This window comes from Arthrobacter sp. MDT2-3 (genome assembly GCF_059090465.1).
Genome location: NZ_JBNHFS010000001.1, coordinates 256,275 through 278,509 on the forward strand (window position 1 = coordinate 256,275; position 22,235 = coordinate 278,509).

Annotated in this window: 23 protein-coding genes, 1 tRNA gene and 1 riboswitch; of the genes, 11 read left to right on the plus strand and 13 right to left on the minus strand. The window is 65.9% G+C overall.

The window, feature by feature from the left end; translation table 11 throughout:
• Together AC5RUQ_RS01195 and AC5RUQ_RS01200 are read right to left on the minus strand one after the other, a co-directional pair.
• Positions 1–483, minus strand: coding sequence for an FHA domain-containing protein FhaB/FipA (locus AC5RUQ_RS01195; protein ID WP_163164931.1), 483 nt, complete (start codon positions 481–483; stop codon positions 1–3).
• On the minus strand, positions 480–1,223 hold the full coding sequence (locus tag AC5RUQ_RS01200) for an FHA domain-containing protein (protein ID WP_493945587.1): 744 nt from the start codon (positions 1,221–1,223) through the stop codon (positions 480–482). The genes AC5RUQ_RS01195 and AC5RUQ_RS01200 overlap by 4 nt, the downstream gene beginning before the upstream one ends.
• A gap of 375 nt (positions 1,224–1,598) precedes the next feature.
• On the opposite strand from AC5RUQ_RS01200, the gene AC5RUQ_RS01205 reads away from it, so the two are divergent.
• Positions 1,599–1,681: transfer RNA gene (locus tag AC5RUQ_RS01205), tRNA-Leu, on the plus strand.
• A 107-nt stretch (positions 1,682–1,788) separates the two neighbouring features.
• Here the strand turns inward: AC5RUQ_RS01205 and AC5RUQ_RS01210 are convergent.
• Positions 1,789–2,487 carry a FadR/GntR family transcriptional regulator gene (locus tag AC5RUQ_RS01210; protein WP_493945588.1) on the minus strand — a complete coding sequence of 233 codons (699 nt, stop codon included), beginning with the start codon at positions 2,485–2,487 and terminating at the stop codon, positions 1,789–1,791.
• Between the two features lie 10 nt (positions 2,488–2,497).
• Positions 2,498–3,625, minus strand: a complete 1,128-nt coding sequence (locus tag AC5RUQ_RS01215) for an L-talarate/galactarate dehydratase (protein WP_493945589.1) — start codon at positions 3,623–3,625, stop codon at positions 2,498–2,500.
• A gap of 415 nt (positions 3,626–4,040) precedes the next feature.
• Between AC5RUQ_RS01215 and rlmN the strand changes: the two genes are divergently transcribed.
• Positions 4,041–5,276 (plus strand): dual-specificity RNA methyltransferase RlmN, encoded by a 1,236-nt coding sequence (gene rlmN, locus AC5RUQ_RS01220; protein ID WP_493945590.1) that lies wholly within the window; start codon positions 4,041–4,043, stop codon positions 5,274–5,276.
• A gap of 6 nt (positions 5,277–5,282) precedes the next feature.
• Here rlmN and AC5RUQ_RS01225 read toward each other — a convergent pair whose 3' ends face one another.
• Complete coding sequence (locus AC5RUQ_RS01225; protein WP_493945591.1) at positions 5,283–5,984, minus strand: TetR/AcrR family transcriptional regulator; 702 nt, start codon at positions 5,982–5,984, stop codon at positions 5,283–5,285.
• Positions 5,985–6,122: 138 nt separating this feature from the next.
• On the opposite strand from AC5RUQ_RS01225, the gene AC5RUQ_RS01230 reads away from it, so the two are divergent.
• A complete protein-coding gene (locus tag AC5RUQ_RS01230) occupies positions 6,123–7,508 on the plus strand; it encodes a flavin monoamine oxidase family protein (RefSeq protein ID WP_493945592.1) in 1,386 nt (461 codons plus the stop codon).
• 112 nt (positions 7,509–7,620) lie between these two features.
• Positions 7,621–8,103, plus strand: coding sequence for a pyridoxamine 5'-phosphate oxidase family protein (locus tag AC5RUQ_RS01235; protein WP_256247172.1), 483 nt, complete (start codon positions 7,621–7,623; stop codon positions 8,101–8,103).
• 6 nt (positions 8,104–8,109) lie between these two features.
• On the opposite strand, the gene AC5RUQ_RS01240 is transcribed toward AC5RUQ_RS01235, so the two are convergent.
• Together AC5RUQ_RS01240 and AC5RUQ_RS01245 are read right to left on the minus strand one after the other, a co-directional pair.
• Complete coding sequence (locus AC5RUQ_RS01240; RefSeq protein ID WP_493945593.1) at positions 8,110–8,706, minus strand: DUF6919 domain-containing protein; 597 nt, start codon at positions 8,704–8,706, stop codon at positions 8,110–8,112.
• Positions 8,707–8,776: 70 nt separating this feature from the next.
• Positions 8,777–9,376, minus strand: a complete 600-nt coding sequence (locus tag AC5RUQ_RS01245; RefSeq protein WP_493945594.1) for a hypothetical protein — start codon at positions 9,374–9,376, stop codon at positions 8,777–8,779.
• A gap of 154 nt (positions 9,377–9,530) precedes the next feature.
• Here AC5RUQ_RS01245 and AC5RUQ_RS01250 point away from each other — a divergent pair, with 154 nt between their 5' ends.
• Positions 9,531–9,911, plus strand: coding sequence for a VOC family protein (locus tag AC5RUQ_RS01250; RefSeq protein WP_493945595.1), 381 nt, complete (start codon positions 9,531–9,533; stop codon positions 9,909–9,911).
• Between the two features lie 86 nt (positions 9,912–9,997).
• On the opposite strand, the gene AC5RUQ_RS01255 is transcribed toward AC5RUQ_RS01250, so the two are convergent.
• Entirely contained in the window at positions 9,998–10,402 is a 405-nt protein-coding gene (locus AC5RUQ_RS01255) for a DUF5997 family protein (protein WP_493945596.1), read from the minus strand.
• Here AC5RUQ_RS01255 and AC5RUQ_RS01260 point away from each other — a divergent pair.
• The 6 genes from AC5RUQ_RS01260 to AC5RUQ_RS01285 all read left to right on the plus strand — a co-directional run bounded on the left by AC5RUQ_RS01260 (position 10,365) and on the right by AC5RUQ_RS01285 (position 18,924).
• Positions 10,365–11,201 carry a LysR family substrate-binding domain-containing protein gene (locus tag AC5RUQ_RS01260; protein WP_493945597.1) on the plus strand — a complete coding sequence of 279 codons (837 nt, stop codon included), beginning with the start codon at positions 10,365–10,367 and terminating at the stop codon, positions 11,199–11,201. The genes AC5RUQ_RS01255 and AC5RUQ_RS01260 overlap by 38 nt on opposite strands.
• A gap of 145 nt (positions 11,202–11,346) precedes the next feature.
• A complete protein-coding gene (locus AC5RUQ_RS01265) occupies positions 11,347–12,369 on the plus strand; it encodes an extracellular solute-binding protein (protein ID WP_493945598.1) in 1,023 nt (340 codons plus the stop codon).
• On the plus strand, positions 12,366–14,057 hold the full coding sequence (locus tag AC5RUQ_RS01270) for an ABC transporter permease (protein WP_493945599.1): 1,692 nt from the start codon (positions 12,366–12,368) through the stop codon (positions 14,055–14,057). The genes AC5RUQ_RS01265 and AC5RUQ_RS01270 overlap by 4 nt, the downstream gene beginning before the upstream one ends.
• Positions 14,054–15,214, plus strand: a complete 1,161-nt coding sequence (locus tag AC5RUQ_RS01275; RefSeq protein WP_493945600.1) for an ABC transporter ATP-binding protein — start codon at positions 14,054–14,056, stop codon at positions 15,212–15,214. Before AC5RUQ_RS01270 ends, AC5RUQ_RS01275 begins: the two co-directional genes overlap by 4 nt.
• Before the next feature lie 38 nt (positions 15,215–15,252).
• Positions 15,253–17,838 (plus strand): AMP-binding protein, encoded by a 2,586-nt coding sequence (locus AC5RUQ_RS01280; protein ID WP_493945601.1) that lies wholly within the window; start codon positions 15,253–15,255, stop codon positions 17,836–17,838.
• A 99-nt stretch (positions 17,839–17,937) separates the two neighbouring features.
• A riboswitch (cyclic di-AMP (ydaO/yuaA leader) is annotated at positions 17,938–18,129 on the plus strand.
• A 3-nt stretch (positions 18,130–18,132) separates the two neighbouring features.
• Positions 18,133–18,924: an NlpC/P60 family protein gene (locus AC5RUQ_RS01285; protein ID WP_493945602.1), complete on the plus strand. Its 792-nt coding sequence runs from the start codon at positions 18,133–18,135 to the stop codon at positions 18,922–18,924.
• A gap of 203 nt (positions 18,925–19,127) precedes the next feature.
• On the opposite strand, the gene AC5RUQ_RS01290 is transcribed toward AC5RUQ_RS01285, so the two are convergent.
• From AC5RUQ_RS01290 to AC5RUQ_RS01310, 5 genes are all read right to left on the minus strand, one after another.
• Positions 19,128–19,691, minus strand: a complete 564-nt coding sequence (locus tag AC5RUQ_RS01290) for a dihydrofolate reductase family protein (RefSeq protein WP_493945603.1) — start codon at positions 19,689–19,691, stop codon at positions 19,128–19,130.
• Between the two features lie 66 nt (positions 19,692–19,757).
• Complete coding sequence (locus AC5RUQ_RS01295; protein ID WP_493945604.1) at positions 19,758–20,210, minus strand: MmyB family transcriptional regulator; 453 nt, start codon at positions 20,208–20,210, stop codon at positions 19,758–19,760.
• A 13-nt stretch (positions 20,211–20,223) separates the two neighbouring features.
• A complete protein-coding gene (locus AC5RUQ_RS01300; protein ID WP_493945605.1) occupies positions 20,224–20,898 on the minus strand; it encodes a DUF3618 domain-containing protein in 675 nt (224 codons plus the stop codon).
• A complete protein-coding gene (locus AC5RUQ_RS01305; protein WP_493945606.1) occupies positions 20,895–21,326 on the minus strand; it encodes a phage holin family protein in 432 nt (143 codons plus the stop codon). The genes AC5RUQ_RS01300 and AC5RUQ_RS01305 overlap by 4 nt, the downstream gene beginning before the upstream one ends.
• On the minus strand, positions 21,323–22,144 hold the full coding sequence (locus tag AC5RUQ_RS01310) for a hypothetical protein (RefSeq protein WP_493946371.1): 822 nt from the start codon (positions 22,142–22,144) through the stop codon (positions 21,323–21,325). The genes AC5RUQ_RS01305 and AC5RUQ_RS01310 overlap by 4 nt, the downstream gene beginning before the upstream one ends.
• Positions 22,145–22,235: the final 91 nt, after the last annotated feature.

A 22,235-nucleotide genomic window follows, 5' to 3' on the forward strand; every position in this document is an offset into this window, starting at 1 on the left:
CTATGGCCTCAATTCAATGACCGTCTTGCCGATTCTCACGGGTACGCCAAGCTCAACGGGCAGGGCACGGGTCAGCTGCTGGTCAGCTAGGTAGGTGCCGTTGGTCGAACCCAGGTCCTCGATGAACCAGCGGCTGCCCTGCGGAAACAGCCTGGCGTGACGGCCGGAGGCGTAGTCGTCCTCCAGGACCAGGGTGGCCTCCTGCGCGCGGCCCAAAAGGATGGGGCTCGCGGCCAGCGGAAGTGTTCGGCCCTTAAGCGGGCCTTCGACGACCACCAGTTGCCGGGCCTGCTGCTTCACGGGTTGTGGCGTGGCTTCGGCCAATTCGGGATTTTTGCGCATCTGCCGGGCTGTTGGGGCGCCGGCGGCGGCCTTCCGGCCCACCATAAGATCCCGGCGCATGGTGGAGACGATGCTGAAGATCAGCACCCAGAGCAGCAACAGGAAACCGAACCGCAAGGCGGTGATGGTGAGTTCACTCATGCGTGGCCGCCAGGGCTGGCAGGAAGCAGGCGGAAGATGATCTTTGTCCGTCCCATGGTGATGGTGGAGCCGTCGGTGAGTTCGGTGCTTCCCGAGACCTTGTGCCCGTTCACGTAGCTCCCGTTGGTGGAACCCATGTCCACTGCCGTGGTGACGCCATTAGCCGTGCGGATTTCAAGGTGGCGGCGGGATACGCCGGTGTCCTCGACCAGGATGTCGGCCTCCGAGGACCTGCCGAGCACGATGGACGGGGCGTTGAGTGAGTACCGCTGGCCGTCGATATCGAGGACGGGCTGCAGCCGGACCGGCTGGCGGCTGGGAGCGGCAGGCAGGTTGGGCCGGGGCGGGGGAGCGCCTGTTGTGCCTTTGGATTTCTCGGTTGAGGAGACAATTTCGAAGTCGCCGGCGCGCAGTTCTGTATCACGGCGGAAGGAGATCCGCACCGAACCCTGCAGGGTGTAGCCCTGGCTGCGGACGTGGTTGATCACAACATCGCAGAGTTCTTCGGCCAGCGGGGTACCCCATTCCTGGGCGCGTTTGAAGTCATCATCGCTGAGCTGGACATCAAAAACGTTGGGCACCAAGGTGCGTCCCGCGGCGACGGTAAGGGACTTGTGGTCCACTTCCCGGCGCAGCCTGCTGGCGATTTCGACGGGTTCAACCTGGGCGCGCGAGCCGGTGGAGAAGACGCCCCGGACGGCCTTTTCAATGCCGCGCTCGACTTTGTCCAGCAGACCCATGGTTCTTCTCCTTTCCCCCCGGCTGCGGGGCAGTTTTCGTTCCGTAAATTCACTTGCAGTGGTGTTCCCAAGCCGCCGGTGTGCCTGCATCCAGCAGCCACTCCTACATCCGATACTACTGGGCGGGCCCGTGAATGACCTTAATCCACAACGGCCGGGCGCTGCCAAAAGTTCAGATTCCGATGGTCTGCGGTGCCTGGTTGCCCGCGGTGTTGGCTGTGTTGTGGGTCGGTTCCTGGCCTTAGTCCGAGGGCGGTTGCGGGTGGCCGGGTGCCCCAATTGGTATTTTCCGGGCAATGTCCGTTATGCTTGATCTCGCTGCTTTTACAGGGTTGCGGCTCGGGAAACCGGACGGGATTCTGTGAAGGAAGTTGCGCGCGAGTGGCGGAACGGCAGACGCGCTGGCTTCAGGTGCCAGTATCCGAAAGGGTGTGGGGGTTCAAATCCCCCCTCGCGCACGCACATCAAGAGCCCCGGTCAATAGACCGGGGCTCTTTTGCTTTTGCTGCCCGAATGCCTGCCTGCATCCCTGCCTGCCTGGGCGCAGGGCCGGAAACAACCCAGGTTAGGGCCGGGCGGAAGCCTTGAACCGGCGTCGGGAGTTGGCAAGGTGACTGCGCATGGCGGCGGCTGCGGCAGCCTCGTCGCCCTCGGCAATGGCTTCTGAGATGGAACGGTGTTCCTGGACCACCTGGTCGAAATGGTCGCGCGCATAGTGTTCCGCGTCGGTCATCAGCCGGGTGCGCGGCATCGCGATCATGGTCTGGCCAAGGGCGGCCAGGCAGTCGGAGTAGTAGGGATTGCCGGACGCGGCAGCAACGGCCCGGTGGAACTCGAAGTCGGACTTCATGGCATGCGCCGGATGGCCGGCACTCAATGTGAACTCGTCAAGTGCCGCCGTAACAGCACGGAGCTGCCGCTCGGTGTGGTTCCGTGCGGCCAGCGCCGCCGCTTCAGCTTCCACCCCGATCCGGAATTCGAGCAGGTGGAGCCGGTCCTCCATGGTTGCGACGGGACGGGCCCCGGGTGCTGCCTGGGGCCCGTCCGATGGCGGGGTGAGGGCGAAGCTGCCGCGCCCTCGTTCGGTTTCGACCAGTCCCTCGGCCTGCAGCCTGGTCAGCGCGGCGCGCACCACGGTACGGCTCACCCCGAAGTCGCTGATGAGGGTGTTTTCGCTGGGGAGCTTCTCGCCCGGCTGGATGACGCCGTCGACAATGCGGGTGCGAAGGTCAGCGGCGAGGTCCGCGGTGAGGTTCCGGCTCATGGCAACAAGGTTACGCGCCGAACTCCACGGACTCGGTGGTCCAGGCGCGTGCCTGGTCGCTCAGCGTGACGCCCAGGCCGGGGCGGTCCGGAACGATCATCCGGCCGTCTTTGGTCTCAAGCCGCTCGTTGAACAGGGGATCGAGCCAGTCGAAGTGCTCAACCCACGGCTCGCGCGGGTACGCAGCGGCCAGGTGCAGGTGGATTTCCATGGCGAAGTGCGGGGCAAGGCCCAGCCCGCGCTCGTCGGCAAGCGCAGCCAGGCGAAGGAACTGGGTGATACCGCCCACCCGGGGGGCGTCCGGCTGGATGATGTCGCAGCTGTTGGCGTTGATGAGGCCTTTGTGTTCGGCCACGGAAGCGAGCATTTCGCCGGTGGCGATGGGGGTGTCCAGGACCTGGGCAAGGTGCGCGTGGCCCTCGAAGTCGTAGGCGTCCAGGGGCTCCTCGATCCAGATGAGGTTGAACTCTTCGAGCTGGCGGCCCATCCGCAGCGCGGTGGCGCGGTCCCACTGCTGGTTGGCGTCCACCATCAGCGGGACGTCCCAGCCGATGTGCTCGCGGATGCCGGCGACGCGGCGCAGGTCCTCTTTGCTGTCCGGGAGGCCCACCTTGATTTTGATGCCGCCGATGCCCTCCTCGAGGGACTGCGTGGCGCGGGCCTTCACTTCTTTAAGGGTGGCGTTGAGGAAACCGCCGGAGGTGTTGTAGGTCTGCACGGAGTCGCGGTAGGAGCCAAGGAACTTGGCGAGCGGCAGGCCGGCCCGCTTGGCTTTGAGGTCATAAAGGGCGATGTCGATCGCTGCCAGGGCCTGGGTGGCAACGCCGGACCGGCCTACCGAAGCTCCTGCCCACAGCAGTTTGGTGTAGATCTTGGCGATGTCGTTGGGATCCTCGCCGATGATGCCTTCGGCCACTTCCTTGGCATGCGCGTACTGGGCCGGGCCCCCGGCACGCTTTGAGTAGCTGAAGCCGACGCCGGTGTGCCCCAGCTCCGTGGTGATCTCGGCGAAGAGGAAGACCACCTCGGTCATGGGCTTCTGCCGGCCGGTGAAAACCTTGGCGTCGCTGATGGGAACAGCGAGGGGCAGGCGGGCGGTGGACAGTTTGACGTGGCGGATCAGGTCGACGGTACTCACGGTTTCTCCTTTGGGCGGCGCTGGGCTCCTTCGCCCACCCTCTTATTCTACAAGTGAGCAACTTGTATTACAACCACGATTGGCTTATGGGTCTGACATCCCCCACCGGAGGCAGGTTTCACTATCAGTGGGAAAGAGGCGCCGCATAAACTTAGGGGGTACGCAGCGAACGCAGTTGGCGGGTGCAGCGTGCTTCAGAACGGAGAGCGCCATGCTCGGGATCCTCATGTGCAAACTGAACCTGCGCCACGTCTGGCACATAGAATCTGCGGAAGATGGCAGCGGCCGTTATCGGCGCTGCACGCGATGCGGTAAGTACGACCGCGACAGGGACGGCAGTGGCTTTATGCACTGACGGGCACGGCGTTGCCGCGTCCCTTTTTCGGCAATATCAAGGCATGGGACAATGGAGGGGATGACTTCCCCCACTTCTTCCTCCGAAGCTCCCGCGCGCGCCCGTCAAGAGGCCCCGGAGAGCACCCGCCCGCAGGTCCGCCCGACTGCCGAAGGCTGGGAGCAGGCGCGTACCGTCGAGGGCCGGCCGCTGCTCCAATTCGCGTCACCGCGGGTAAAGCAGCCGCCCACGCATCTTGCCGACCTGAGCCTGGCCGAGCGCGGAGCGAAGATGAAGGAGCTTGGCCTTCCTGCCTTCCGGGCGAAGCAGCTCTCCACACACTACTTCCAGCACTGGACCGTCGACCCGGAAGCCATGAGCGACCTCCCCAAGGCCGGCCGGGAGGAACTCGTTTCCCAGATGTTCCCGCCGCTGCTCACCGAGGTCCGCCGCCAGCGCAGCGACAAGGGGGATACCATCAAGTTCCTCTGGCGGTTATTCGACGGAGCGCTGGTGGAGTCCGTGCTGATGCGCTACCCCGGCCGCATCACTCTCTGCATCTCCTCACAGGCCGGCTGCGGCATGAACTGCCCGTTCTGCGCCACCGGCCAGGCCGGTCTGACCCGGAACATGTCGACGGCGGAGATCGTTGACCAGGTGGTCGCTGCGAACCGGGTAATAGTGGCCGGTGAGCTGGGCCCCAAAGAGCACGACGACGAGCGTGTCACCAACATCGTCTTTATGGGCATGGGTGAGCCGCTGGCCAACTACAAGCGCGTCATGGCCGCGCTCCACCGCTTCGTGGATCCCGCACCCGAGGGCCTGGGTATGTCCGCCCGCAACATCACGGTCTCGACGGTGGGCCTTGTCCCCGCCATCCGCAAGCTTGCGGACGAGGACCTGCCCGTCACGTTCGCGCTGTCCCTGCATGCTCCCGACGACGAGCTCCGCGACGAGCTGATCCCGGTCAACAACCGCTGGAAGGTGGACGAGGCGCTCGACGCGGCCTATGACTACTACCGCAAGACGGGCCGCCGGGTCAGTATCGAGTACGCGCTTATCAAGGACATGAACGACCACCCCTGGCGTGCAGACCTGCTGGGGAAGAAGCTCAACCAGCGCGGCCGCGGCTGGGTGCACGTGAACCCGATCCCGCTCAACCCGACCCCGGGCTCCATCTGGACCGCCTCGGATAAGCCGGTGGAGCAGGAATTCATCGCGCGGCTCCGCGCCGCGGGCGTGCCCTGCACCCTGCGCGACACCCGCGGCAAGGAGATCGACGGCGCCTGCGGCCAGCTTGCCGCTGCCGAAGACTAGGGGCTCTCAGCCCCGCAGGGCACCGAGCCCTGAGATCAGCGCCTCGAGCCCAAGCTCGAACGCCGCGTCCGCCGGCCGGCCCGGCACTTCGGCACCGCTACGGGCGGCGGCGCTTCGGACGGCTGCGGTGAAGTGAGGCGTGGTGCCGGCCATGGATCCCGCCTCGAAGATGTCCTCGGGTGCGGTCACGTCGTACGCCGAGCCGAAGATAAAGGACTCCAGCGCCACGATGGAGGACACGACGCGGTCCTGGGGGAAGCCGGCGTCGAGAAAGCCCTTGCTCACGGTCTCGTACATCGCCAGTGTCTGCGGCGCATCAGTTACCGGAAGGACGGCGATCACCGGAATCAGGGGGGTGTGCTCGGCGAAGACGTTGCGGTAGCTCCACGCCCAGCTGCGCACCGCGTCCTCCCAAGGGGCCGAGCCGAAATCGGACACATCCACCAGCGAGGTGAGGTGGTCCTCCACCAGGAGCAGGACGTCCCGTTTGGCGGCCACATGGTTGTAAAGGGCCGACGGCGCCACGTCCAGTTCCTTGGCCAGGCCCGCCATTGTCAGGCCGTCGTAGCCCTTGCGGTTGATCAGTTCCAGCGCCGCCGCCGTGATTCCGGCTTTGTCCAGCAGTGCGGCCGAGGGCCGGCCCGCCCGCCGCCTGGCGGTGCCGGGTTTTCCGGCGGCGCGTCCCTGTACAGCTGGTACTGCCGGCATTACTGGCCTTTCTCTGGTGGTCTCCAGCATTATTCCATCCGGCACTTCCGGTCGGTGCAGGGAACCGCTATAGTTCTAATAAATGAATGGCATTCATTTAGTGGTCCCCATCACTGCGGGGACCCAAGAGAGGACATCATGCTGAACCTGAACCGCGACGTTGTGGTCGTTGGAGCCGGGCCGTCCGGACTTACCGCAGCCCGTGAACTGAAGAAGGCCGGCCTGAGCGTCGCCGTGCTTGAGGCGCGCGACCGCGTAGGCGGCCGCACCTGGACCGACACGGTGAACGGGGCGATGCTGGAGATCGGCGGCCAGTGGGTCTCGCCGGACCAGACCGTACTCCTGGAGCTGCTCGAGGAACTCGGCCTGCAGACCTATCCCCGGTATCGCGAAGGCGACTCGATGTACATCGGCGCCGATGGCGTGCCTGTCCGCTACACGGGGGACACGTTCCCTGTGGATCCGGACACCAAAGCCGAGATGGACAAGCTGGTGGGGCTGCTGGACGCGCTGGCCGCTGAGATCGGCGCCACGGAGCCGTGGGCACATCCGAAAGCACGCGAGCTGGACACCGTTTCCTTCCACCACTGGCTGCGGCAGAACTCGGCCAACGAGGAAGCGTGCAACAACATCGGCCTGTTCATCGCCGGCGGCATGCTCACCAAGCCGGCCCACGCGTTCTCGGCCCTGCAGGCAGTGCTGATGGCCGCTTCGGCCGGGTCCTTCACCCACCTCACCGACGAGGACTTCATCCTGGACCGGCGCGTCGTGGGCGGTATGCAGCAGGTTTCCCTGCTGCTCGGGCAGGAGTTGGGGGACGACGTCGTCCTTAACTCCCCGGTGCGCACCATCAACTGGGAGCCGGACGCCGACGGCGGGCACCGCGTCACCGTCGTCTCGGAACGGGCCACTGTGAACGCCCGGTTCGTGATCATGGCCGTGCCGCCCAACCTCTATACCCGCGTCTCGTTCAACCCGCCGCTGCCCCGCCGCCAGCACCAGATGCACCAGCACCAGTCACTGGGCCTGGTTATCAAGGTCCACGCGGTCTACAGCCGCCCGTTCTGGCGGAACTCCGGCCTGTCCGGAACCTGCTTCGGCGCCGGATCCCTGGTCCAGGAGGTCTACGACAACACCAACTTCGAGGACACCAGGGGAACCCTGGTGGGCTTTATCTCGGACGAAAAGGCCGACGCCGTCTTCGAGTTGAGCCCCGAAGAACGCAAGGGTGCGGTGCTGGAGTCCATTGCCGGTTTCCTCGGCGCCGAGGCGCTGGAGCCCGAGGTCTATTACGAGTCGGACTGGGGTTCGGAAGAATGGACCCGCGGCGCCTACGCCTCCAGCTATGACCTAGGCGGCCTCCACCGCTACGGCAAAGACCAACACGCACCCGTTGGACCCATCTACTGGTCGTCTTCGGACCTCGCGGCGGAAGGCTACCAGCACGTTGACGGCGCCATCCGGATGGGCCGCCGCACCGCAGAACGCATCTGCGAAGCGGCGCGCGTGACGGTCCCTGCCTAAGCCCGGACAGCCCGGCCGGCGACGAAAAGGCCGGCCGGGTGGATTCTAAGCATACTTACTAATAGGCTGGTGGATGGGGAGCGTCCCCGCATGCAGACGAACGAGGTGAGATATGACTGACACCGAGAGCATCAGCAAGGTCACGGACATCATCAACGATTCCCACATCGGAATGTTGACCACCATTAACGAAGAAGGCGCCCTCGTCAGCCGGCCGCTGGCGGTCCAGGATGTCAAGGACGACGGCGATATGTGGTTCTTCACCGGCCTCGGCACCTCGCAGGTCGCCCATGTCCGGGCTGACCCGCGCGTGAACGTTTCCTTTGGCAAGAACACTGAATGGGTCTCCGTTGCCGGAACCGCTGAGGTGGTAACGGACCGGGAGAAAATCCGGGGGATGTGGAACCAGGCTGTTGAAGCGTGGTTCCCGGATGGCCCGGACACTCCTGAGGTGTGCCTGCTCCGCATCGATTCGGACTCCGCCGAGTACTGGACGAGCCCCGGCGGGACCGCCGCGACGGTGTTCCAGTGGGTTAAGTCCAAGGTGACCCACAGCCGAATGAGCGTGGGCGAAAGCGGCACCGTAGAGCTGTAGGCCCGATTAACCGTTCAGGGCGCCGAGGACGGCGGGCAGCAGCACGTTGTCCCGGCCCCAGGACGGGTCCAGGATCTCCACGTACCAGGAGTCCGCTAGCAGGAGCGCCAGCGTTTCGTTGGTTTCATCGGCCCAGTCCTGGATCTGCTCCTCCGTCACGGGGTTCTCGCTGGACCCCAGGACGGTCACCACCTCGCCTCCGTCTACGGTGACCGGGATGGCTGCACTGCTTGACTCGCCCGGGGCATGCACCACGGCGACCAGTTCGGAGCGGGTGGAGAGGGCCAGGAGTTCCGTGGCGACTTCTGCACTGCAAAAGCCGGTGACGTACTGGCGCTGGGCAAGGCCGGCTGAGCGGAGCCCGGGTTGTGATTCCTTCGTGAACACCCCGCTTCGGTTCAGGGCAGCGAGGCCGGGCGCGATGGTTGCGGTTTCAGCATCGTAGGTGGCAGTGAAGGTGGCCGCCTGATACCCGCTGTGGCCCTCCAGCCAGCGCGCGGTCAGCTCACCCGCAGCCTCCAGCGTGATGGCCTGGCGCCAGGCTTCCCGGTCCTCCAGCCGCCTGCCGAACTGGTCACGGCTTTCCGTTTCTTGAGGCTCCATCCTCGGATGCTACGGCGCTGCGCCGCCGGACTCCAGCGGCTGCGACACAGCAGTTAATGCGCGCCGGCAGTCAGTGTCCGCTGGCGGGGATTCCTGCCGCCTGCTCGGCGGCGGCGAGAGCGCGGCCAAAACGTTCGACGGCTGGCGGATACCCTTGGTGCCCCGCGGCCCGGAGCTGCTCGGCCTCGCGCATGGCCTTAATAACGGCGGCGGTCTGGGGCAGCCGGACGTCGGTCATGGCAGGGTAGTCGATGCAGTACGCGGGATCCAGTTCGTATCGGCGCCAGCGCTCCAGCAGCACGCTGTGTTCAGCCTGTGCGGCCGTGTGCAGGGGCAGGTACTCCCGGCGTTGCCGCCGAAGGGACAGCCAGGCCACCATCCGCGGGCTGCCCCAATAGGCAGCGACACCGGAAGCAACGGCCGCGCCGGCGAGGAAGAGCCCTGCCCAGGCCGATGTCAGTGCGGGGATGAGCAGGGCAGGTAGGGCCACCGCCGCGCCGAGGAACAGGTCCCAGAACAACTGGTCCGAACGCTCAGGTTCCGTGCCCGTGCCGGCCAGGGCCCGCCGTCGTACCTGGAAAACGGTGGCCGCAACGCTGCCCACCAGCACGGATCCACACAGTAGAAGGACCCACGCCCCCTGGAACAGGGATTCTGCGATGGCTGCCACCTTGCACCTCCACGTCCGCAGGCCCGGGCGGGAAACGCCGGGCTGGTCCCTCCATTCCAGCGCCTTCCCGTTCTTGGGTCAATGGCAATGGCAGACCGCCGGATGGCGAGGGCGGGGCTTTCCGGGCCGCTTGGCGGCACGTACGTTTGGGACCATGAGACTCAAAATGTGCAACATCCACGTTCAGGACCCCGCGGCGGCCCATACCTTCTACACCGAAACGCTTGGCTTCGAAACCCTGATGGCCATGCCTGAGTACAACCTGTTCATCATCAAGGACCCCGGCGCGGACCAGAGCTCCGTGGGCCTACTGCTGGAACCCAGCGACAATCCGATTGCTGCGGACTACATGAACGGACTGTACAAGGCCGGCATGCCTGCGATTGTTTTTGGCGTCCCGGACGTGCGGGCGGAGTACGAACGGCTCACCAAGGCGGGAGTGAGCTTCCGCGGCGAACCGGCGGAAGACCCCTCCGGGATCAGCGCCGTGTTCGACGACGGCTGCGGCAACTACATCCAGCTCCATCAGGACTGATTTCCCCCTGGATAACAGAAACTTGTTCGCGGATCCCGACCACAAAGGGTCTGGATCTGCGAACAGGGCCAGTTAGGAGCCGCGGATTACTCCGCCTGGGCGCGGGCCTGCTTGGCTTCCTTTTTGGCGGTTTCTTCCTTGACTCGCTGGGCTTCAGCCCGAACGGCGGCGTGGGTGGCGCGCTCGGTGACCAGCCACGCGGGGGGAGCCTGCAGCAGTGCGGTGATTTCCGCCGTCGTCAAGGCTTCCTCGATGCCGCCGCGGGCCAGGCCGCTGATGGAGACGTTCAGCTTCTGGGCCACTACCGGACGCGGGTGCGGACCGTTGCGGCGGAGTTCGGCGAGCCATTCCGGCGGGTTGGCCTGGAGTTCGGCGAACTCTTCGCGGGTGATGGTTGATTCCTGGAACTCCTGCGGTGTTGCGGGCAGGTAGATGCCAAGTTTCTTGGCAACGGTGGCCGGCTTCATGGACTGGGAGTTTGCAGAGGTCATGCTTCAAGGGTATCCGGGCGGGCGGTACTGTGAAGACGTGCCCACCGACAACGCCCCCCAGACAGACGCCGGTTCCGCAGGGTCTGCTGACCCGGCTGGGCCGGATGCCCCCCGCACGCTCCGCATCGCCTATGTGGCGGGGGTGACGCCCGGAAAGTGGATCCGCCGGTGGGAAGAACGGGTGCTGGACATTCCGCTCCAGGCGTTTATGTCCGACGACGGCGCGCAGGTCGAGGTGTTGCGTGACGGTACCGCGGACCTCAGCTTCGTCCGCCTTCCGGTGGAGCGCGAGGGCCTCAGCGTGATTCCCCTGTACGAGGAGCAGCCCGTGGTGGTTGCACCCAAGGGCCATGAGATTTCGGTGTTCGAGGAAGTGGCGCTGGCTGATGTGGAGCAGGAGGCCTTCCTGGACGTGGCTGCGCTCGGCGGTCCGGAAGCTGCGTTGCAGGTGGTGGCAACAGGGGCGGGCCTGGTGATCCTGCCCATGTCCGTGGCCCGCCATTTCAACGTCAAAGACACGGTGGCGCGGCGGCTCATGGGAGCGCCTCCGACCGAGATAGCTGTTGCCTGGCCTGCCGATTCCACGGACGAAGTCATCGAGGAATTCATCGGGATCGTCCGGGGGCGTACCGCCCAGAGCTCCCGCCAGCCGTCCGCCCAGCCCGTAAAGGCCAAGAAGGAACCCAAGCCGGACCGGCGCGGCAGCGGAACCAAGAAGGCGCCCAAGGTAGCGCAGCGCTATGCCCCCAATCCGGACAAGGGCCGGGGTAAGGGTTCCCGCAAGAAAGGCAAGCGCTAGCCAAAACACTAAAGGTGGAAGCCGTCTACGTGGCTTCCGCCGATGAGGCCGCTTCACACTTAGGGTGTACAGGGTGAATTAAGTTAGCCTTACCTTGCCCAATTCGCGTGCGGTAAGAGTGCTGCCCCTTTGAGAAGAGCTACGAGTGTCCCGTCGAAGCGTGATCGCTGCCACAGCAGGCCTGACAATCCTGGCGTCCGCCGTAACTGGTTGCGGCATCATTGGTGGGCAGCCCGCTGACCTCCAGATCTATTCCGCCCGCCACTACGATTTGGAGGGCGCTTTCGGGCAGTTCCAGGATGAAACTGGAATCTCCGTGGAATTCATCAGCGGTGACGACGCCGAGCTCCTCGAACGCCTGAAGGCTGAAGGTGAGGACTCCCCAGCCGATGTCTTTATGACGGTGGACGCCGGCAACTTGTGGAATGCGGCCCGCCAGGATGAGCTCGCCGCCGTCGACTCCGCAACCCTGAATGAAGCGGTGCCGGAGGACCTCCGTGATCCGCAGGGCCGTTGGTACGGCTTGGCCATGCGCGCGCGCACCGTCACCTACAACCCGCAGAATGTGGATCCCGCTGAATTTGACGCGGCGGACACCTACGCCGCCCTGGCGGACCCGAAGTGGAAGGGGCGGCTGTGCATGCGGGACGCCACCTCGTCCTACACCCAGTCACTCGTGGCCAGCCTGATCGACCTGCACGGCCGGGAGAAAGCCCTGGAGATTGCCAAGGGTTGGGTGGCCAACGACGTGCAGATCATGAGCAATGACGTGCTTTTGCTTGAAGCCATCGACGCCGGCACCTGCGATGTGGGGATCAACAACCACTACTACCTGGCCCGGACGCTGGAGGACAAACCCGATTTCAAGGCGGAGCTGTACTGGGCCAGCCAGGACGGTGCCGGGACTCACGTCAACATTTCCGGTGCGGGCGTGGTGGAGGGCTCTGATAATGCAGGGGATGCCCAGCGGCTCGTCGAATGGCTCGCCACCAAGGGCCAGAACGCCTTCGTGGACGCGAACCACGAGTTCCCGGTCAACCCGGCGGCGAAACCCGAGCCAGTGATTGCAGGCTTTGGCGACTTCAAGCGGATGCCGCTGAACGCCGAAGCCTACGGCGACCTCAACGCCGGGGCCGTGGACCTGCTCGCCGAGGCCGGATACAAGTGACCGAAACGGCGGTCCTCGCTGAAGCGGGGACGCCGAAGCGCCGTCCACGCCGGACGGCCGGTGCCGGGCGCCCGGCGTGGTCCGCGCTCGTGGTCCTGGTGGCCGTGGTGGTTGCCACCCCCGTGTTCGCCGTGGTCCTTGATGGCCTGGGCAGCATGGGCGACACCGCGCCGCCGCGGGGACTTGCCGGCATGGTTCTCACAACCCTGCTCCTGATGCTGGGAGTGGCAGCGGGTTCCCTCCTGGTGGGCGGCGGCCTGGCATGGCTCGTCACCGCCTACCGCTTTCCGCTGCGCACTGTCTTCGCCTGGCTGCTGGTCCTGCCCCTGGCGGTACCCGCCTACATCCTGGGCTTCGTCTTCCTCTCCGTGTTCGACGTCTCCGGGCCGGTGCAGTCCGCCCTGCGCGCGGTGCTGGGTACGGACGCCTGGGTCCCCAACGTCCGGTCGCTGCCCGGCGCAGTGCTGGTGATGTCGCTGTCCCTCTACCCCTACGTCTACCTCTTGGCGCGCACCGCGCTCAGTGAGCACGCGTCGGGAACGTACGATGCAGCGCGGACCCTCGGTGCAGGGCGGGGCCGCGCACTCCGGCGAGTTCTGCTGCCGCTCGCCAGGCCCTCGCTGGCCGCGGGCATGGCCTTGGTGATGATGGAAACCCTGACTGATTTCGCCACGGTGCAGTACTTCAACGTCCAGACCGTTTCCGTGGGTGTCTACCTGGTCTGGAAGGGCACCTTCAATTTCCACGCAGCTACCCAGCTGGCCGTCCTGGTCCTGCTGTTCGCCGTCGCCGTGCTGGCGGGGGAGCGGGCACTGCGCGGCCGGGCACGCTATCACCGGCAGGGCGGGAGGGGGCAGGGCCTGCAGCCGAAAACACTCCGCGGCGGCCGAGGCCTGGCTGCCGCCGCACTGTGCACAGCTGCCGTCAGCACAGGCTTCCTGATTCCCGTCCTCCAGCTGCTGGGCTGGGCCGTGGGGGGGGCAGTTAAGAACCCCGGCTTCCTCGCGGATCCGCGGTTCGGCGAGTACATCGTCAATACCCTCCTGGTTGCGGCAGCCACCGCTGCGGCCTGCGTGTTCCTCTCCGTGGCAGTGGCGCACGGCGTCCGCCTCAGCGGTGGCCGGTTCGTCTCCTCCGCGGCGCAGCTGACAACTTTCGGTTACGCGGTGCCGGGCGCCGTGGTGGGCATTGGCGTCCTCATCTCCTTCGCGGCACTCGATAATGCGCTCGAGGCTGCCGGCGTTCCCGGCGGCACCGGACTATTGGTCACGGGGTCGGTCCTGGGCATCCTCTACGCCTACGTGATTCGTTTCCTCGCACCGGCCTACCAGGCAGTGGACGCGAGCTTCGCGAAAATCCCGGCAACCCTCACTTTCTCGGCCCTTAGCCTGGGTGCTGCCCCGCGGCGCATCCTGGCGCGGGTGCATGTCCCCCTGGCACGGTCCGGGATTGCGGTGGCGCTGATGCTGGTGGCGATCGACGCCGTTAAGGAGCTGCCCATCGTGCTGCTGCTCCGGCCCTTCGGATTCACCACGGCGTCCGTCTGGGTCTATGAACTGGCCCGTGAAAACTTCTGGGAAAAGGCGTCGCTGCCCGCACTGGTGATCGTTGCGGCCGCCGTCCTCCCCGTCCTGGTCCTCGTGAGGCAAGCCCGCCGCAATGAAACACCTGGAAAGGCCCCAGCATGACCATGCGCATGGCACACGGAAATCGTCCTGCGGGCATGGAGACTGCTCCGGCAGCGCTGGTCTTTGAAGGCGTCAGCAAGCACTACGGACGGGCCGTAGGCGTGGATATGCTGGAGCTCGCAGTGCCGGCTGGCGAGCTGGTCACCCTGATCGGTCCTTCAGGCTGCGGTAAGTCCACTACGCTGCGCCTCGCCGCAGGCCTGGAACGGCCGGACGGGGGCACCATCCGGGTGGCCGGGGACGTCGTGGCGGGCAAGCGCCACTTCGTCGAACCCGAGCAGCGCCGGGTGGGGTTGGTGTTCCAGGACTACGCACTGTTTCCGCACATGACCGTGGCCCAGAATGTCGAGTTCGGGCTGGACCGGCTGAGCCGCGGTGAGCGCAAAACGCGGGCCGGGGAAGTCCTGGACCTGGTACGGCTTGGCCACTTTGCGGGCCGATACCCGCACGAACTATCCGGGGGCGAACAGCAGCGCGTGGCCCTGGCCCGCGCCCTGGCGCCCCGCCCTGCCGTCGTCCTCCTGGACGAACCGTTCTCCAGCCTGGACGAGTCGCTGCGCGCGCAGGTGCGCCGGGACACTGTGGCGACGCTTCGCGAGGCCGGCACCACCGGCGTCCTCGTCACCCACGACCAGACCGAGGCGCTCTCCGTCGGCACGCGGGTGGTGGTAATGCGCGGCGGCGTCATCGAACAGGCGGACACGCCGGAGAAGGTCTTCGAGCAGCCGGCCACACGATTTGTGGCCTCCTTCATGGGCGACGCGGACTTCCTCCCGGCCCATGTGCACCGCGCCCTGCTGACCTGCGAGATCGGCGTCGTTTCAACTGTCCCGGGCTGGGCCAACAGCGAAGCGGACGTAGATGTGGTGCTGCGGCCGCACGAGGTGGCGCTGCACCCGGACCCCGACTCTGCGGCGCGGGTGTCCGCGGTGGAGTACCACGGCGCCTTCGTCCTCCATTACGTGCGGCTGGCCTCGGGACGCACCGTGCGCTCCTGGCAGCCCCACACCGTCCGCCATCCGGTTGGAACAGCGGTAGCGGTGTCCGTAGCGGCAGGCACCACGCCCACGCTGCTGCTGGGCGACCATGCCATCACATCCCCACCCCCGGGCAGCACATTGAAGCAGCGCTCGCCCGAGCCAGTCCAGCTAAGTTAGGCCAGTTCCATGTCCCTACATACCGCCCCGGTGTCGCGTTGACCGCGCAGCCAGACCTCGCCCGGGCCGCCTTCACCGACCTCGCCCGCCACGGCGACCGCCCGGCGGTGCTCACCGCGGATGGCGTCCTGTCCTACGGGGAGCTTGCCGCCCGCGTGGACGACGCCGCCACCCGCCTGGGAACAGCACGGCGCCTGGTGGTGCTGGCAGCGCAGAACGACCTGGACTCGCTGGTGGCGTACCTCGCCGCGCTGTCGGCTGGCCATGTCCTGTTGCTGGCCCCGGCCGACAAGCCCGAAGCCCTCGCGTCCCTCATGGACGCTTACGACCCGGACGTACTGCTGCGCTCCGGCGACGGGCACGGGGTGCCCGTGCTCGAGGAGCGGCGCGCCGGCTCCCGGCATGAGCTGCATCCTGAACTGGCCCTGCTGCTCAGCACCTCGGGTTCCACGGGCTCGCCGAAACTGGTGCGGCTTTCGCATACCAACCTCACAGCCAACGCCGAAGCCATCGCCGAGTACCTGGGCATTGGGCCGGACGACAAGGCCGCCACCACGCTGCCCCTGCATTACTGCTACGGCCTGTCCGTTGTTAACAGTCACCTGGTCCGCGGGGCAGGGCTGGTCCTCACGGACCTCTCAGTGGTGGATCCCTGCTTTTGGGATCTCTTCCGGGAACGGCAGGCCACCTCCTTCGCGGCGGTTCCCTACACCTTCGACCTCCTGGAGCGGGTGGGCTTCGCCGATGCGGACCTGCCCAACCTGCGCTACGTCACCCAGGCCGGCGGACGGCTGGCACCGGAGAAGGTGCGCGCCTGGGCGGAAACCGGGCAGCGCCGCGGCTGGGACCTCTTCGTGATGTATGGAGCAACGGAAGCCACCGCCCGGATGGCCTATCTGCCACCTGACCTGGCCGCCGACCATGCTGAAACCATCGGCGTCCCCGTACCGGGCGGATCCTTCCGCATTGAACCGGTGGAGGACCTGGCAGACGGGGAACTGGTCTACAGCGGCCCCAACGTCATGCTCGGTTACGCCGACCACCCCGGGGACCTGGCACTCGGCCGGGAAGTCCGCGAACTGCGCACCGGAGACCTCGCCCGCCGGCACCCGAACGGCCTGTACGAGGTGGTGGGACGGCGCAGCCGGTTCGTGAAAATTGTCGGCCTGCGCGTGGACCTCGGCCAGGTGGAGCGGATCTTCGCCGACATGGGAATCACCGCAGCCGCCGCCGGCACCGACGACCGCCTTGTGGTCGCCGTCGAAGGCGGGCACGACGGCGGTTTGCTCGCCAAGACCCTGGCCGGCACGCTGGGGCTGCCGCGCACCGCCGTCGTGATCCATGCCGTGGAAGCCCTCCCGCGCCTGACCACCGGCAAGGTGGACTACCCGGCCGTCCTGGGACTTGCCGCTCCAGCGCCCGCTGCTGCGGGTGCCGTCGGTACCGCCCGCGCCGCAACCGCCAAGCCGGCACCGGAGGGCCCAACCCCCGCCGGCAACCCCGACGACATCCGAAGCATTTTCGCCGAGGCCCTGGAATGCCCCGTTGTGGGAAACGACGACACGTTCGTCTCCCTTGACGGCGACTCGCTGTCCTACGTGGCGGTCTCGGTTCAGCTGGAACGTGTCCTGGGACAGCTTCCTTCCGACTGGCACCTTTTGCCGGTGCGGGAATTGGAGCGCCGCCGGAAGCCCAGGCGGCGGAGCCCCTTTTCCTTCCTGGAAACCTCGATTGTGCTCCGGGCCGTCGCCATCGTGTGCATTGTGGCCACGCACGTGGAGCTGATCATGTTCCAGACCGCCCACCTGCTCTTCGTGGTGGCCGGCTACAACTTCGCACGCTTCCAGTTGGCGGACCAGCGGCTCCCGCGGCTGCGCCGCCAGCTCCGCGGTGTGGCCCGGATAGTTGTGCCCTCCACCGCTTTTATCGCCGTGGCCTACGTGCTCACGGACCGCTACAGCGTTGCCAACATCTTCCTGTTGAACGCCATAGTTGGGCCCGAGCAAGTAACCACGCAGTGGCATTTCTGGTTTGTGGAACTGCTGGTGTACATCCTGTTGGCCGTGGCAGCGCTTATGGCCGTGCCCTGGGTTGACCGGGTGGAGCGCCGTGCGCCGTTCGCTTTCGCCGTGGGGCTGGTGGCCATCGCGCTGCTCAGCCGGTACGACATCGTGGATCCTGGCCTTCCCAAGCCGCCGCCCGTGTTCTGGCTCTTCGCGCTCGGCTGGGCGCTCGCCCGGGCCCGCACACACTTCCACAGGATTACTGTCTCGGTCATCACCCTGATGACGCTGCCGGGGTTCTTCGGCAGCACCGTCCGCGATGTCACCGTCGCTGCAGGCATTCTGCTGCTGGTGTGGGTGCCAGCCCTGCCGGTGCCGGCCGTCCTGCGCCGGGTCATCGGCTGGCTGGCCGCGGCGTCCCTGTATATCTACCTCACCCACTGGCTGGTCTACCCGCTGCTGCTTCCCATCAACCCGGTCCTTGCGGTTGCCGGGTCCCTCGTGCTGGGGATGGGCTACTGGGCACTCTGCAGGTGGTTGCCCACTACGGCGGCCTTTAAATCAACGGGGCGATGCTTCACATCGTTGCTACGCCCCGTTGAACGGGAACGATTGACGTAAGTCCCAGCCCGAAGTGCGTTATGCAAATGTGACAAATGGGGCTGTTGTGACGTAGGGTCTGAAGCCGTGCCCGTTTCTCCGAATGCGGCACTCCTGAGCAGACTTGCCTAACTCTGCCGCTGCCCGGGATCCGTTCGCAAAATCGTCCGGCAGAGACGGGGAACCCAATAACGGCCTGCTTCCGGCAGGCCTTGGGGTGAAGCCGTGCCTGGTGCCTTTCGCGCATCACCACGGCCGGGTGTCTCCCATCCGAATCCGACAGCTAACCTCGCAGGCAGTGGGAGAGGCTCTTTCATGCCCAATGGCAAAGCTCACGGCCGCCGCCGCGCGGTCCCCGTCCAGACCAGCCCCCTGGCGGTCCTGTCCAAATCCTTCGCCGGCCACGCCGGCGGTGTAGGCCGTCAGGCCGCCGTCATTGCAGCCGCTTCCGGCCTCGTCCTGACCAGCGGCATCGCCGCCCAGGCAGCAGACGCCCCAACCCAGCGCGAAGCCGAGCCGGCATCGAACCTGGAAGTCGCCAGCCAGGTACAAACCCCGCTCAGCGCAGACGCCACAGTGCAGATCTCCTTCGAGCGTCCCGCCGTCAAGACCACGCCTGCCCCCGTCGTCGAAGCACCCAAACCAGTCGTCGTCGAGGCCCCCAAAGCTGCCGCTCCTGCCGCTTCTGCCGCCGTCAAGACGCAGGCCGTTGCGCCGGCCAAGGCCCAGGTAACCGTCACGCCCGCCGCTCCCGCTCCCGCTCCGGCTCCTGCCCCGGCAGCGGGAGGCGTAAATGCCATTATGGTGTCCTCCGCTTACGCCCAGATCGGCATGATTCAGGACTGCACACGACTGGTCGAAAATGCCCTGAATGCTGCAGGGATTCCTGTCGGTGACCTTGGTCCGATGCAGTTCATGAACTACGGCACCGTCGTCACTGATCCCCAGCCCGGTGACATGGTTGTCCAGTCCGGCCACGTGGGCATCTACGTCGGCAACGGCCAGGTCCTCAGCTCCGGCCTGAACGGCAAGAACGAAACCGCCGTCCACCCCCTGACCTGGATGACCTCCAAGGGCGCCGTCACCTTCGTCCGCGCAGGCAAATAGAAACTACTGAAGGCCGGTGAGTCAATGCCTTGGGGGCATTAACTCACCGGCCTTCAGCATGCCCTCTGCACATTGGAGCACTGCCATTTCCGCCGGATCGCGTGGTTATGTTGCCCCATGCCTTCCCGACCTTCGGCCGCGGACTGAGTTCCGCCGCGTACGCGAAGCAACCAAGATGCCGCCTGCTGCTCCCGCAACTCGACTCAGCGCCTGGTCTCATACCTGGTCAGGACCACACCGTCGGGAAACTTCCGGGTCTCCACCAGGTTGAGGTTCACCCAGTTGTCCAAGGCTGTGAAGAACGGCGTGCCGCCGCCCACCAGGACCGGATGGGTGACCATCATGTATTCGTCGATCAGTCCGGCCCGCATGGCCGCCGCGGCGAGTGTGGCACCGCCGATGTCCATGAAGCCGCCGTCATCCGCTTTGAGCCGGGTGATCTCGGTGACCGCGTCGCCGGTGGCCAGGCGGGTGTTCCAGTCGACCGTGCTGGGCGTCGAGGAGAACACCATTTTCGGCATGGCCCGCCAGCGGCGGGCAAACTCGATGTGCGCCGGCGTGGCGCCGGGCTGCTGGTCGGCCGTCGGCCAGTGGGAGCTCATCGTCTCCCACAGTTTGCGCCCGTACAGCGCCAGGCCCGTCGCCCCCACCCGGTCGGACCACCACTGGAACAATTCGTCGCTCGGGACGCTCCAGCCGAGGTCGTCGCCGGGCGCGGCGATGTAGCCGTCCACGCTCACGTTCATGCCAAAGGTCAGGTTGCGCATGGCGACAGTCTCCCGCGCGCCGGTATTCCTTGTACAGACCAGCACGGAGCGGTACGGATCGCAGCATCAATTTCCGCGGAGGTGGTTGGTGGCTGCTTCCTCATTGGACTTCAACTCGGTGCTGTTAGCGGCGGCCCAATTCGCCAGCAGCTGCAGCCCGTCGTTGGACGCGGAGCCTGGTTCCGCGGAGAAGACCAGCATCTGGAGGCTGTGGTCGGAGGCCAGGTCAAGGCCGAGGTAGTTCAGGTCGAGGTCGCCGACGATGGGATGGTGGACGCTTTTGATGCCGGTGCGGTGTTCCCGGTCGTCGTGGGCTCCCCAGAGCTGCCGGAAGAGGTCGCTGCGGGTTGAGAGTTCACCGACAAGATCGCTGAACTCGCTCCAACCTGCCGTGGAAGAACGCCACGACGAGGCCAACATGGCCTCCATCGAGCGCTGATCCCTAGCGGTGTGGTGTCCCCCCGGGGGACGCGCCGAGGAAGCGGAAAGGCCGGCCCCTGCGGGAGCCGGCCTTTCCATTCCTAAACAACTTTTAGGTGTTTTGGACGTTGGTTTTGGCGTCGGTGGCGCGGTCTTTGACGTCGGTGACGGCTCCTTGGCCTTCGGCTTTGACGTTTTGGGCGGCGTCGGTGGCGGTGGCTTTGACGTTGTCCATGGCTTGCTGGGCTGGTTCCTTCAGGTCCTGGACCATGTCCTTGGCGGCGTCGGTGACCTGGGTGGCGAGGGGCTCGGCGGCGGTTTTGAGCTGCTGGGCTGCTTCGCGTTCCTTTTGGCTGGCCGGGATCAGGGACGAGACGAGCATTCCGGCGCCGAAGGCGATCAGGCCGGCGGCCAGGGGGTTGCCCTGGGTTTTGGCTTTGACCTGGTCCGGTGCGTGGGAGAGTGCGGTGCCGGCGTCAGAGAGTTTGGCGGCGGCGGTGTCCTTGGCGCCGTGCAGGGATTCGCCGGTGCTGTGCAGGGCGTCCCCGGCGTGCCCGGTGCCGGAGGAGACCTTGTCCTGGACCCGGGTGGTGGTTGAGTCTGCTGCTCCCATGATTTTCTCCTTGACCCCTGTCACGGCGTCCTTCACTGATTCTGTGACTTTTTCAGTCTGGCGGTGGACGATGTTGGAGGGGGTAACTTTGTCGGCGACCGCGTCCACGTTGGTGCCCAGGCGTGCGCGGGTGGCTTCTATGTCTTGGCGGATTGCGTCCGGGTTATCGCTCATCGGTTTACCTCACCTGGTTTTAGGGTTGGGGGAATTTCAGAGAGTGTTTCGCCTGTCTGGGGCATGCCTTTGATTTGTTTGAGTTCCTTGCGGCCGATCGAGGCCAGGACCGCGGCGATGATGCCCCAGATCACGGCGACGATCACGGCGGCCCAGCCCAGCGGCATCAGGGCGCCCAGGGCGAACATCAGTGCCAGGGAAAGGAACAGCAGGACGAAGTGCCCGGCGACGCCGGCTCCGGCGAGCATGCCGGAGCCTTTGCCTGCCTTGGTGGCGGACTGTTTCAGTTCGGCCTTGGCGAGCTCGACTTCCTGGCGCATCAGGGTGGACAGATCCCGGGTCACATCACCCAGCAACTCACCCAAGGACGCGTTGTCCGCCTTCACATGCGCCTCACTCGGCGGCGGCTCCGGAATAGAACTACTCACAGGTGGCGTCCTTCCTTCGACTGGTAGGGGTCATCCTCAAAGCGCAGGGCGCTGTCTTCCGCGGTACCGGAAGGCAGCGACGCTGTGGATACCGGAGTTCCCGTGCCTACAACCGGCTCGTCGTACAGGTCGGTGGCGCTTCCTGCAGCGAACACCGTCTCCTGCCGGAGGGGTGCTGCCTGCGGAGCGGCCACAGGGCGCTGTGCGGGGGAGGACTGCAAGGTCCCGCCCTGGGATGCGTTGGTGTCTGCGGTGAGGCCGCGGGTCAGGCGGCCTGCGAGGACGCCGGCGCCGGCGGCCAGCAGGAGGAAGGTGCCGGGCTTGTTGCGGGCGAACCTCTGGACTTCGCCCAGCAGATCGCCCGGCTGCTTGTTCTCAAGCCAGGAAGCCACCGACTCGCTGCGCTGGGCAGCCTGCCGGATCAGGTCGCTGGCCATGCCCTGCTGGTCCGGGGCGTCCGCCATGCTCTGCAGCTGGCTGGAAATGGTGCGGATGCCTTCGGCCGCCTTCTGCTGCTGGGTGCCGGCCTGGCTGGAAAGCCCTGATTTTGCCTGGGACAGCAGGTCCTGTGCGCTGGACTTTGCCTCGGAGGCGACGTTGGCCACTTCCTCCTTGGCCGTCTGGGCGACGCCCTGTACTGCGGTTGCGGCCTGGCCGGCTACGTTCGAAGCTTCTTCCTTGGCTGCCTGCTTCTTGGAACTGGCGCCGGAATCAGGCGTGCCTGAGGAAGTGAAGGTGTCTTCAGCACCAACCTCTGAGGCGCCGTAAGGATCCGAGATGGCGGGGTTAGGCGTCTGGGGCCATTGGTTCTCTGTCATCATGCTCTCTTTCGTAGAAGGGTCAGCTGGCGATCAAGAACCAGCAGTGCTGGCTGTAGTTAGTAAGCATGGTTACTACTTAGATACTAAG

What these genes read in the sequence shown, in the direction of transcription:
- AC5RUQ_RS01195 (WP_163164931.1), bottom strand. Translation starts at nt 483, where the DNA reads ATGAGTGAACTCACCATCACCGCCTTGCGGTTCGGTTTCCTGTTGCTG.
- AC5RUQ_RS01200 (WP_493945587.1), bottom strand. Translation starts at nt 1,223, where the DNA reads ATGGGTCTGCTGGACAAAGTCGAGCGCGGCATTGAAAAGGCCGTCCGG.
- AC5RUQ_RS01210 (WP_493945588.1), bottom strand. Translation starts at nt 2,487, where the DNA reads ATGAGCCGGAACCTCACCGCGGACCTCGCCGCTGACCTTCGCACCCGC.
- rlmN (WP_493945590.1), top strand. Translation starts at nt 4,041, where the DNA reads ATGACTTCCCCCACTTCTTCCTCCGAAGCTCCCGCGCGCGCCCGTCAA.
- AC5RUQ_RS01225 (WP_493945591.1), bottom strand. Translation starts at nt 5,984, where the DNA reads ATGCCGGCAGTACCAGCTGTACAGGGACGCGCCGCCGGAAAACCCGGC.
- AC5RUQ_RS01230 (WP_493945592.1), top strand. Translation starts at nt 6,123, where the DNA reads ATGCTGAACCTGAACCGCGACGTTGTGGTCGTTGGAGCCGGGCCGTCC.
- AC5RUQ_RS01235 (WP_256247172.1), top strand. Translation starts at nt 7,621, where the DNA reads ATGACTGACACCGAGAGCATCAGCAAGGTCACGGACATCATCAACGAT.
- AC5RUQ_RS01240 (WP_493945593.1), bottom strand. Translation starts at nt 8,706, where the DNA reads ATGGAGCCTCAAGAAACGGAAAGCCGTGACCAGTTCGGCAGGCGGCTG.
- AC5RUQ_RS01250 (WP_493945595.1), top strand. Translation starts at nt 9,531, where the DNA reads ATGAGACTCAAAATGTGCAACATCCACGTTCAGGACCCCGCGGCGGCC.
- AC5RUQ_RS01255 (WP_493945596.1), bottom strand. Translation starts at nt 10,402, where the DNA reads ATGACCTCTGCAAACTCCCAGTCCATGAAGCCGGCCACCGTTGCCAAG.
- AC5RUQ_RS01275 (WP_493945600.1), top strand. Translation starts at nt 14,054, where the DNA reads ATGACCATGCGCATGGCACACGGAAATCGTCCTGCGGGCATGGAGACT.
- AC5RUQ_RS01285 (WP_493945602.1), top strand. Translation starts at nt 18,133, where the DNA reads ATGCCCAATGGCAAAGCTCACGGCCGCCGCCGCGCGGTCCCCGTCCAG.
- AC5RUQ_RS01290 (WP_493945603.1), bottom strand. Translation starts at nt 19,691, where the DNA reads ATGCGCAACCTGACCTTTGGCATGAACGTGAGCGTGGACGGCTACATC.
- AC5RUQ_RS01295 (WP_493945604.1), bottom strand. Translation starts at nt 20,210, where the DNA reads ATGGAAAGGCCGGCTCCCGCAGGGGCCGGCCTTTCCGCTTCCTCGGCG.
- AC5RUQ_RS01300 (WP_493945605.1), bottom strand. Translation starts at nt 20,898, where the DNA reads ATGAGCGATAACCCGGACGCAATCCGCCAAGACATAGAAGCCACCCGC.
- AC5RUQ_RS01310 (WP_493946371.1), bottom strand. Translation starts at nt 22,144, where the DNA reads ATGACAGAGAACCAATGGCCCCAGACGCCTAACCCCGCCATCTCGGAT.